The organism is Staphylococcus rostri, from assembly GCF_002902145.1.
GTDB lineage: Bacteria > Bacillota > Bacilli > Staphylococcales > Staphylococcaceae > Staphylococcus > Staphylococcus rostri.
Map to the genome: position 1 here is coordinate 1 of NZ_PPRF01000052.1, position 11,491 is coordinate 11,491.

The window sequence follows — 11,491 nt, forward strand, 5'->3', positions numbered from 1 at the left end:
CTAATATCCATGACAAAGCCCTGATTAAATGTTTTTTAACATCTAATCAGGGCTTTTTACAAAAGAGGCTTAGAACGAATTATGTCCCAGCCCCCTTTTTATTAGGCTTTAAGTGCTTTGTTCGCAATATCTTGTCGATAAAATAAATTGTCGCTTTCAATGGCCTCTACACGTTGATAAGCCGCCTGTTGCGCTTCTGCAATATCTTTTCCTTCACCAATTGCTAGAATTACACGACCACCCACATTCACATATTGATCACCGTCATACTTCAAGCCGCTTACAAAATAATGTTCACGGTCATTTTCAAATCCTGCAACACGATGCCCTTTGTCATACGCATTTGGATAGCCTTTAGATGCCAACATTACGCCTACAACTGCTTCATCTTTCCATACCATATGAATCGGCTCACGTGCTTCCAATTGTAGAATGTGTGCCATCAAGTCGCTTTCCATACGTGTCAATAAGACTTGTGCTTCTGGGTCACCAAAACGGGCGTTAAACTCAATCACTTTAGGGCCTTCTGATGTCAAGATTGCACCGATATAAAGTAAGCCGAAGAAATCATACCCTTCTGCTTTCAACGCACGTGCGATAGGTTGTGCGATTTGTTCATTCGTCGCATCCAATACATCTTGTCCAATATGTGGCACAGGACAATACGCCCCCATACCACCTGTGTTTGGACCTTCATCGTTATCATACGCACGTTTATGATCTTGTGCAATCGTATCAAACGGCACTGCGTAGTCACCATTTACAAAAGTCATCAACGAAAATTCTTCACCTTGTAAAAATTGTTCGAATACCACTTTACTATGTTGTTCAGGATAAAGTGTCTCGACTGCTTCTTTCGCCGCTTCACGTGTCTCAGCAATAATCACACCTTTCCCCGCTGCCAAGCCGTCCTTTTTCAACACAACTGGCAAGTCACACTGTGCAACATAGTCGAGCGCTTCGGATTTATCATCAATTTCTCGATAATCCGCTGTCGGAATGTCATATTTTGCCATCAACTGTTTCGCAAATGACTTTGATCCTTCAATTTGAGCAGCTGCTTTGTTCGGACCAAATACTTTGACACCCGCTTCACGCAAGCGATCTGCCAGCCCTTCTGTTAAAGGTTGTTCTGGACCGATTACCGTCCACTGAATAGCGTGTTCTTTCGCAAATGCGACAATCTCTGTATGGTCTGATTCTGCAATTTCCCCATGGACTTCAGCCACATGTGTCATCGCATCGTTACCAGGAATCGCAAATACACGTTCAACGAGTGGTGAGTCATTTAACTTTTTGGCAAGGACATGCTCACGACCGCCGCCACCAATTACTAATACGTTCATATGTTGATGCCTCCCTTAGTGTTTAAAGTGACGCATACCAGTTGTCACCATTGCAATACCATATTTATTTGCCATATCGATAGAATCTTGGTCTTTAATCGAGCCACCCGGTTGAATAATGGCGTTAATACCTGCTTTTGCCGCCGTTTCCACAGTATCACCCATTGGGAAGAAACCATCTGATGCAAGCACGACATTGTCATTTATCTCGATCGCACGTTCAATCGCAATTTGTGCTGAACCAACACGATTCATTTGCCCCGCACCGATACCGACTGTTTGTTTATTGTTCGCTAACACAATCGCGTTACTTTTAACCGCTTTTACAACTTTCCATCCTAATAAAAGTGCTTCCCATTGTGCGTCTGTTGGTGCAACGTCTGTCACAACTTTCATGTCAGCTTTTGGTACGTCAAACGTATCTTTATCTTGAACAAGGTAACCACCTGACACCGATACAAATTCTTGTTCATCTGTATCACGTGACATATCAACTTCTAATAAGCGGATATTTTTCTTTTGTTGTAAGACTTCCAATGCTTCTGCTTCGAACATTGGCGCGATAATGACTTCTAAGAAAATGCTATGCAAGTCTTCAGCTAATGCTTTGGTTACTGGACGGTTCAACGCTACAATACCACCGAAAATAGACTGGCTATCTGCCTCATAAGCATTTAAATAAGCTTGTTGAATTGTTTCACCGATACCGACACCACATGGATTCATATGTTTGACTGCTACTGCTGCTGGACCTTCAAATTGCTTAACTAACGCTAGTGCTGCATCTGCATCTTTAATATTGTTGTAGCTCAATTGTTTACCATGATGTTGTGTCGCACCAGCAAGTGTGTTTGCCTCTGTTGATGTACGAATAAATGACGCGGATTGTTGTGGGTTTTCACCGTAACGTAACGTCTCTTGATTGCCACTAAAATAGTTTGTAATCGCTTGGTCGTATTCAAATGTATGTTTAAAAACTTTGACCATTAATGCTTTGCGATATGCTTCATCTAACGTATCTTGTTGTAATCTTGCAATCACTTCATCATAGTCTGCTGGATCAACAATTGTCACAACGTGCTTAAAGTTCTTTGCTGCTGCGCGTAACATCGTTGGTCCACCAATATCAATATTTTCAATGGCGTCCATCTCTGTTACGTCAGGCTTTTTAACCGTCTCTTGAAACGGATATAAGTTCACAACAACCATATCAATCAAGTCAATATTTTGTGCTGCTAATTGTTCCAAATGTTCTGGTTTATCACGATCTGCTAAAATCCCACCGTGTACAGCAGGATGCAATGTTTTCACACGACCGTCCATAATTTCATCAAACTGTGTAAGTTCTGATACAGATGCTACTGGAACACCCGCTTCTTCAATGGCGCGGAATGTACCGCCTGTTGAATATAATTCATAGCCCGTTGCTACTAAATCTTTAGCAAATGCTGCAATGCCCGTTTTATCCGAAACGCTTAATATCGCTTTTTTCATCCTACTTCAAACTCCTTATCGAATAATCTGTTGTATGACTTCTGGATACAATTCGTATTCCAATGCTTTAATGCGATCTTCTAATGTTGCCTTAGTGTCGTCCTTATAAATCGGACAAGTTCGTTGTGCAATAATCTGTCCTGTGTCCATGCCAGCATCAACGTAATGTACTGTTGAGCCTGTTTCGTTCTCCCCGTTATTTAACGCCTGTCCAACCGCATCAATCCCTTTATATTTAGGTAAAAGAGACGGATGAATATTCAATATCTTGCCTTCATATACATCTAGTAATGTATTTCCAATCAAGCGCATATAACCTGCAAGTACAATCCATTCTACTTGTTCTGCCTGTAATCTACTCAAAACATCTTGCTCATAAGCTGCTTTATCAACATAAGATTTCGGTGATAATGTATGCACTGTCAGACCATGTTGTTGACCGAGCTGAACGCAAGGTGCTGTTGGTTGATCTGTATATAACGCAGTCACTTCGATGTTCGTTAATTGCCCAGCCGCTACACGGCGCATAATATTATCAAAGTTCGTCCCTGATCCTGATGCAAAAATTGCAATTTTAACCACTTTTACGCCTCCACTAAACGAATGGCAGCTGCTTCTTCTGTGATTGATCCGATTGTATAGGCATCTACATTCATTGTTTTTAAAATTTCGTGTACGCGTGCTTCATCTTCAGGACTTACGACTAATGTATAACCAATACCCATATTAAAGATATGATACATTTCATCTAAGTCAATTTGACCTGTCTCTTGTAACCAGTCAAAAATAGGCGGTGTTGGAAAGGCTGTCGTATCAATAACTGCTGTTTTTCCTTCTGGTAATGCGCGTGGAATATTTTCATAAAAACCACCGCCTGTAATATGCGTCATTGCTTTAATCTTCACTTGCGCTTTAACCGCCAATACAGGTTTCACATATAATGCTGTAGGTGTTAAGAACGTTTCAAGATATGTCTTGTCTTCATCGAACTGTGCTTGTACATCGATGCCTGATTGTTCAATCAAACGACGCACTAAGCTGAAGCCATTTGAATGAATACCATGAGAAGCCAAACCGATAACGACATCGCCAGTTTCAACCGTTGAGCCGTCAATGTAGTCCGCTTTTTCAACAGCACCTACCGCAAATCCTGCAACATCATATTCGCCTTCATGATACATCTCGCCCATTTCTGCAGTTTCGCCACCGATGAGTGCAGTATTTGTTTCAACACACCCATCACTAATTCCTTTGACGATTTGTGCAATCACTTCAGGTACGACTTTATTTGTCGCAATATAATCTAAGAAGTAAAGTGGCTCGGCACCTGTTGTCAAAATATCATTCACACACATCGCAACCGCATCAATACCAATTGTGTCGTGTTTGTCGTGATCAATCGCAAGTTTCAATTTTGTCCCGACACCATCTGTTCCTGATACGAGAACGGGCGCTGTCATATTGAGTTGTGACAGATCGAATGTTGCTCCGAATCCTCCAAGTCCACCTAATACTTCTTTGCGCATCGTACGCTCAACATGACTTGACATTTGTTTTACCGCTTCATAACCGGCTTCAATATCAACACCTGCTTGTTTATATGACTCAGCCATTGCCTACACTCCTCTTCTCTTCATTTCTTTAACTTCTGGTAATAAATGATCGACAATTTCTATTGGATAATTGCCTGTGAAGCAAGCATTACATTCTCCTTTAGAACCGTATTGCTTGAACACATCATGCATGCCTTCAACTGATAAATACGTTAATGTATCTGCACCAATCATGTCTCGAATTGTTTCAACACTATGTTGTGCTGCCATTAATTCTGCATGTGTTGATACATCGATTCCGTAGTAGCATGGGTTCTTTAACGGTGGCGAAGAAATGCCCATATGCACCTCTCTCGCACCTGCTGATTTCAATGCTTTAACGATATATTTACTCGTCGTACCACGCACGATAGAATCGTCAATAACGACCACACTTTTACCTTCGATGACGTCACGAATTGGCGAATGCTTCATCCGTACTTGTCTTTCACGTACACTCTGATCCGGTGTAATAAATGTACGTCCGATATAACGATTTTTTAATAAACCTTGTTCATTCGGAATGCCTGTCTCTTCAGAAAAACCTTTCGCTGCTTGTAATGATGAGTCAGGTACACCGATGACGATATCTGCTTCAACACCCATTTCTTTCGCAAGTTGACGTCCTAATGCTTTACGCACTTGATAAATGGAATGTTTTTGAAATTCTGAGTCCGGGCGTGCAAAATAGATATATTCCATTGCACACATATGTTGATGAATATCTGGTGTGTACGTGTCGTAGTCTACGTCATTGTCACCGGAGAACGTAATCAATTCGCCCGGTTCAATATCACGAATATATTCTGCACCAATTGCTGTAAAGGCACACGTCTCACTTGCAACACAATATGCACCGTCTACTTTTCCTAACATGAGTGGGCGTACACCACAATTATCACGTGTCGCTGTCAATTGCTGTTCATTCAAAATGACGCAACTGAAAGCCCCCTTCACTTGATTCAACGCCGCCTTTTGATTCGCTTTAATGCTCTTCGCTTTTCCTTTAATCAACAAGTGCGCTAATACTTCCGAGTCACTTGTCGTTTGGAAAATGCCACCTTCCGACTCAATCGCACGACGGATTTGATGCGCATTCGTTAAGTTTCCATTATGCGCAAGTCCTAAATCGCCTTTTGAATGCTTGAATAAAAAAGGTTGCACGTTAGAAATTTCACTTGCACCTGTTGTCGCATAGCGCACATGGCCAATCGCACTTTGATAACCTTCCAACGACTTCAATTGCTCATCTGAAATCGCTTCTGTTAATAGACCCATACCACGTGCTCCGAACAATTGCTTGCCGTTAGAGCACACGATACCTGCGCCTTCTTGCCCACGATGTTGTAAACTATGCAATGCTAAGTATGTCAAATGTGCCGCGTACGGATGATTCCAAATGCCAAATACACCGCATTCTTCATTTAATCCACGGATGTCATACATGCTTCGATTGCCCCTTCCCATGCTTCTTTCAATTCAGATGTACGACGTTGAATAGTAGTGTTTTGTGCTGTTACGTTGAAATCATCCGTATCTGTGAACGTACCGATTTCAACTGCACCGTCTATCGCTAGTGTTTGGCCTTCTTTAACTACAACTACGTAACGGCCTTGTGTTTCGCTGAACAGTTGTGCGTTTGTCACATCAACTTTGGCATCCACACCTAAGCCGTAAAATGCGCTCATACGTGCCAAAGTAATCAATAGGCCACCTTTACCAACCGTTTGTGCGTGTGATAGCACACCTTGACGAATTGCTTCACAAATCGCTTCACCTTTTGCCGCTTCTTGTGACAAGTCCACCGTTTCCGTTTCGTGATTCACATCACCGTATAATAATTTCTCAATTTGGCTACCACCAAAGCTATCTGTCGTTTCGCCTACAACATACAACTTATCGCCAGCTTTTGGTGAGAAGTCACGTAAGTAGTCGATGTCTTCAATCAAACCGACCATACCTACAACCGGTGTTGGGAAGATAGAAGACGTACGTGTTTCGTTATAAAGTGACACGTTACCTGAGACAACAGGCGTTTCAAGGACGTCACACGCTTCTGCCATACCACGTGTTGAATCGATTAATTGTTGATAGATGTGTTTTTTCTCAGGAGAGCCGTAGTTCAAGCAGTCTGTCATTGCAAGTGGTTTCGCACCGACAGCAATTAAGTTGCGATACGCTTCTGCAACGACCATTTTTCCGCCTTCATATGGGTCGTTAAATACGTAGCGTGCTTCGCCATCAATCGTAGACGCTACCGCTTTATTCGTCCCTTCAACACGTACAACTGACGCTTGAAGTCCCGGTTTAACAATTGTATTTGCACCTACTTGCTGATCGTATTGACTGTATAAATAGCGTTTCGATGCAATCGTTGGATGTGTTAATAAACGATCAAATACATCTTCTACATTAATATCATCATAGTGATTCGCTGGTTTGTCATGTTTTAAAGGTTCTCCTTCAAGTACATATACCGGCGCTTCATGATCTAATGGTTTTACAGGAATATCTGCAAAGACTTCTCCTTCATACGTTAAAACAAAACGATCCGTATCTGTTACTTCACCAATGACTGCACTGTCTAATTCGTGCTTATCGAATAAATCTAAAAACTTTTGTTCCGTTCCTTTTTTAACAACTAATAACATACGCTCTTGCGTTTCAGATAACATCATTTCATAAGGTGAGATTCCTTCTTCACGTACTGGGACTTTTTCAAGTTGTAAATGAATACCGCTACCACCTTTAGCCGCCATTTCTGATGATGACGATGTTAAACCTGCAGCACCCATGTCTTGAATACCGACAAGTTCTTCATACGTAATTGCTTCAAGTGTCGCTTCCATTAACTTTTTACCAACAAATGGATCCCCGATTTGTACGGATGGACGTTTGCTTTCGCTTTCTTCCGTTAATTCCTCTGACGCGAATGTTGCACCATGAATGCCGTCGCGACCTGTTTTTAGACCAACGTAAATGACTGAGTTACCGACACCTTGCGCTAACCCTTTTTGAATCATATCGTGGTCAATCACACCAACACACATTGCATTGACAAGTGGATTGCCATCATAGCGATCGTCGAATTCGATTTCGCCCGCAGTTGTTGGGATACCGATACAGTTACCGTAACCGCCAATACCCGCAACAACACCGCGTAATAAACGACGATTCGTTTTCTCAGTCAGCTCGCCGAAACGCAAGCTATTCAATAAATTAATTGGACGTGCACCAATGGATACGATGTCACGAATAATACCACCAACACCTGTTGCTGCACCTTGGTATGGCTCAATCGCAGACGGATGGTTGTGCGATTCTACTTTGAATACAACCGCTTGATTGTCACCAATATCAACAACACCCGCACCTTCACCAGGCCCCATTAACACGTGTTCACCTGTAGTTGGAAATTGTTTCAAAAATGGCTTTGAATGCTTGTATGAACAATGCTCACTCCACATTACAGAGAAAATACCCGTCTCTGTGAAGTTCGGTTCTCTACCTAAAATCTCTCGTACTTTATCAAATTCTGCATCGCTCAATCCCATATCACGATATAGTTTCTCTGCTTTGATTTCTTCAGCAGTTGGTTCTAAAAATTTAGGCATTTTGTTCCCTCCAGCTTTTCACCATAGATTCGAATAATTTCACGCCACTATCTGTTCCAAGTATTTGATCCAAAGCTCGTTCCGGGTGTGGCATCATGCCGCACACATTCCCTCGTTCATTGACAATACCAGCAATATCATCATGTGACCCGTTCGGATTATCTTGATATTTCAAAATGATTTGATTGTTCGCAACTAACTTGTCATAAATATCGTCTGTACAATAGTAATGACCTTCTCCATGAGCAACTGGATAAACGACCGTCTCACCTTCTGCGTATAAACGCGTAAATGGTGTCTCGTTGTTCACAATTGTAAGAGACTCATTGCGACTCACAAATAGGTGCGAGTCGTTATGCAACAACGCGCCTGGTAATAGACCGATTTCCGTTAAAATTTGAAAGCCATTGCATACACCTAATACAGGCTTTCCTTCTTCTGCCAAGCGTTTCACTTCAGTAATAATGGGTGTCACGGCTGCGACTGCACCTGAACGTAAGTAGTCGCCAAATGAGAAGCCACCTGGAATCAGTACACCGTCAAAGCCTGCTAAAGACGTATCGCGATAATCAACATATTCTGCTTCTACTCCCGCTTTGATTGCTGCGTTAAACATATCTCTGTCGCAGTTTGATCCCGGGAATCTTAGGACAGCGAATTTCATATTATGCATTCTCCTTTTCATCCAAAACGTGATAGCTATATTCTTCAATAACTGTGTTCGCAAATAACTTTTCACTTAAAGTTGTCACGACATTGTGTACCGCTTCATCAGTCGCTTCGTCCACTGTCATGTACAACACTTTACCTACACGAATGTCATTCACTTGTTCATATCCTAAGTCGTGTACAGCACGTGTTAATGCTTGACCTTGTGTATCCAATACTTGTGGTTGTAATGTGATGTGTAATTCAATTGTTTTCATAATTTATAGCGCCTCCAGTTTTGTTAAAAATGCTTGATATGCTTCAATCAGTGATCCCGTGTCTTCACGGTAAACATCTTTGTCAAAGTTTTCCTGTGTTTCTTTATCCCAAATACGACATGTGTCAGGGGAAATCTCGTCTGCTAATAAAATCGTACCTGTTGCGTCTTTACCAAATTCAATTTTAAAGTCAACGAGTGACATGCCCATGCGATCCATAAGTTGTACTAACGCTTCGTTCACTTGTAATGCTTGTGCTTTTAATTGTTGAATCTCTTCTGCCGTTGCAATGTGCAGGAGTTGAATATGATCATCTGTAATAAGCGGGTCATTTAAGTCGTCGTTTTTGTAAAAGAACTCGACAAGTGGTTGTTCAAATTGATGCCCTTTGTCAAAGCCGAGTCGTTTTGTAATGGAGCCTGCTGCAATGTTGCGTACAACGACTTCTAGTGGAATAATATCGACTGTTTTAACAAGTTGTTCTGTTTCTGAAAGTTGACGTACAAAGTGGCTGTCAACACCTTGTTCACGCAATATATCAAAGATGCGTGCTGTAATTTGATTGTTCAAACGACCTTTACCAGCCATTTGATCTTTTTTCGCACCATTTCCAGCAGTTACCTCATCCTTGTATTCAATTCTCACAATACCTTCTTCATCCGTATCATAAATGCGTTTCGCCTTGCCTTCATATAAAAGACTCATATTAAGCGTCTCTCCCTTCAAATAGTGACAACATGTCTTGTTCTGTTTGATTTACATCATCTGTTAGTAATGTCATATGGCCCATTTTACGCGCTGGTTTGCGTGATGTTTTACCGTAGATATGTACATGCCATTCAGGATGTGTATCGAACTGGTCTTCCAACATATCTAAGTCCTTACCAAGTAAATTCATCATCACAGCTGGCTTCAATAACGTAATATTTGACGGTAAATCATGACCAGCTACCGCTAAAATATGTGTATCAAATTGTGAATAATCACACGCTTCAATTGAGTAGTGCCCTGAATTGTGTGGTCTTGGTGCTATTTCGTTCACATAAAGTTTGCCCGTTGTATCAATAAAAAACTCTACAGTAAATGTGCCGATAAAATGAATCGCTTGTGTAATCTTTTCAACCTCTTTACGCGCGGCTGCTGTTTGATCAACACGTGCAGGCACAATTGTTTTGAAAAGGATTTGATCTCGGTGTTCATTCTCTTGTAGTGGAAAATAAACAATCTGTCCATTTTGTCCTGCCGTAGCTATTAACGACACTTCACGTTCCAACGATAAAAACTGTTCAGCTACACATTCTTGAGCCGTAACGAGCGCACGTGCTGCTTCTAAGTCTTGATCCGAACGTAAGAGCAATTGCCCTTTACCGTCATAACCACCAAAACGTGTTTTCAACATTAATGGATAGCCTAATGTTGAGATTGCTTCGTCTAATTGTTCAATAGTTGGTACGTGGTGAAACGGTACAACGTGTACACCTGCTTGTTGTAGTGCGTTCTTTTCCGTTAAGCGATCTTGTAGCAACGTAATCGCTTGATTGCCTTGTGGCACATTGTATGATGCAGTTAATGTTTTCAACTGTTGTGCATCAATATTTTCAAACTCATACGTAATAACATCTGATAAGTTACCTAGTCGTTCCAATGCGGCCATATCGTCATATGCGGCGTGAATAAATTCATGTGCAACATACTGACATGGACATTCAGCATCCGGGTCTAACACAACGACGCGATAACCCATCTTTTGTGCTGACTGTGCCATCATCTTACCAAGTTGGCCACCACCGATAATGCCAATCGTCTGACCTATCTTCAACTTATCGTAGGTCATCTTGCATCGCCTCCACTTTCTCAACAAGTGATGCTTCATAAGCCTCGAGTTTGTGTTGTACATCTTTGTCCGTCATACCAATCATGCGTGCAGCCAAGATACCCGCATTTTTAGCACCTGCTTTACCAATTGCTGTTGTTGCGACCGGAATCCCCCCTGGCATTTGGACGATTGATAATAACGAATCGAGCCCTTTTAAACTTTTAGACTCAATCGGTACACCGATGACCGGTAACGTCGTCATAGAAGCGACCATACCAGGTAAGTGTGCCGCGCCTCCTGCACCTGCAATAATCGCTGCATAGCCGTTTTCACGTGCTTTCGTCGCAAATTCGACCATCATGTGTGGCGTACGATGTGCTGAAACAACCTGTTTATCGTACGGAATATCAAATGACGCTAACATATCACTTGCTTCTTTCATGATGTCCCAATCTGAAGAACTTCCCATTATGACAGCTACTTTCAATATGAACACCCTTTCAAAAATTTGAAATCTGAATCGTATTAGTTGTATATTACAGGTATAGCATAACAATACTAAATGCTTTTTTCAATGTAAAAATCGAACTTTATCATTAAAAATTTAAATATATTTCGTATTTCGTTCGTTTATTCGGCGAGAAAACGTGATAATATAGTTATAAAGTTCGAATTATTCAAAGGAGGCTTTTTTGTCATGAGT

11 protein-coding genes are annotated in these 11,491 nt (G+C 41.5%); all 11 read right to left on the bottom strand.

The features are described from left to right. Positions 1-101: 101 nt before the first annotated feature. The 11 genes from purD to purE are packed head-to-tail and all read right to left on the bottom strand — an operon-like array spanning position 102 to position 11,275. Entirely contained in the window at positions 102-1,346 is a 1,245-nt protein-coding gene (gene purD, locus CD122_RS08015) for a phosphoribosylamine--glycine ligase (RefSeq protein WP_103358471.1), read from the bottom strand. A gap of 15 nt (positions 1,347-1,361) precedes the next feature. Further along, the gene (gene purH, locus CD122_RS08020; protein WP_103358472.1) at positions 1,362-2,840 is read right to left on the bottom strand and encodes a bifunctional phosphoribosylaminoimidazolecarboxamide formyltransferase/IMP cyclohydrolase; all 1,479 of its coding nucleotides are present in this window, start codon (positions 2,838-2,840) and stop codon (positions 1,362-1,364) included. Positions 2,841-2,855: 15 nt separating this feature from the next. Beyond that, positions 2,856-3,422: a phosphoribosylglycinamide formyltransferase gene (purN, locus tag CD122_RS08025; RefSeq protein WP_103358473.1), complete on the bottom strand. Its 567-nt coding sequence runs from the start codon at positions 3,420-3,422 to the stop codon at positions 2,856-2,858. Positions 3,423-3,424: 2 nt separating this feature from the next. After that, complete coding sequence (purM, locus tag CD122_RS08030; protein WP_103358474.1) at positions 3,425-4,453, bottom strand: phosphoribosylformylglycinamidine cyclo-ligase; 1,029 nt, start codon at positions 4,451-4,453, stop codon at positions 3,425-3,427. Between the two features lie 3 nt (positions 4,454-4,456). Then, on the bottom strand, positions 4,457-5,878 hold the full coding sequence (gene purF / locus CD122_RS08035; RefSeq protein WP_103358475.1) for an amidophosphoribosyltransferase: 1,422 nt from the start codon (positions 5,876-5,878) through the stop codon (positions 4,457-4,459). Then, positions 5,857-8,046, bottom strand: coding sequence for a phosphoribosylformylglycinamidine synthase subunit PurL (purL, locus tag CD122_RS08040; RefSeq protein WP_103358476.1), 2,190 nt, complete (start codon positions 8,044-8,046; stop codon positions 5,857-5,859). The genes purF and purL overlap by 22 nt, the downstream gene beginning before the upstream one ends. Further along, positions 8,039-8,710 (bottom strand): phosphoribosylformylglycinamidine synthase I, encoded by a 672-nt coding sequence (gene purQ, locus CD122_RS08045; protein ID WP_103358477.1) that lies wholly within the window; start codon positions 8,708-8,710, stop codon positions 8,039-8,041. The genes purL and purQ overlap by 8 nt, the downstream gene beginning before the upstream one ends. Position 8,711: 1 nt before the next feature. Continuing rightward, positions 8,712-8,972 carry a phosphoribosylformylglycinamidine synthase subunit PurS gene (gene purS, locus CD122_RS08050; RefSeq protein WP_044361354.1) on the bottom strand — a complete coding sequence of 87 codons (261 nt, stop codon included), beginning with the start codon at positions 8,970-8,972 and terminating at the stop codon, positions 8,712-8,714. A gap of 3 nt (positions 8,973-8,975) precedes the next feature. Further along, positions 8,976-9,677, bottom strand: a complete 702-nt coding sequence (purC, locus tag CD122_RS08055) for a phosphoribosylaminoimidazolesuccinocarboxamide synthase (protein ID WP_103358478.1) — start codon at positions 9,675-9,677, stop codon at positions 8,976-8,978. A 1-nt stretch (position 9,678) separates the two neighbouring features. Next, positions 9,679-10,806, bottom strand: coding sequence for a 5-(carboxyamino)imidazole ribonucleotide synthase (purK, locus tag CD122_RS08060; protein WP_103358479.1), 1,128 nt, complete (start codon positions 10,804-10,806; stop codon positions 9,679-9,681). Next, positions 10,793-11,275, bottom strand: coding sequence for a 5-(carboxyamino)imidazole ribonucleotide mutase (purE, locus tag CD122_RS08065; protein WP_103358480.1), 483 nt, complete (start codon positions 11,273-11,275; stop codon positions 10,793-10,795). The genes purK and purE overlap by 14 nt, the downstream gene beginning before the upstream one ends. Between the last annotated feature and the right edge of the window lie 216 nt (positions 11,276-11,491).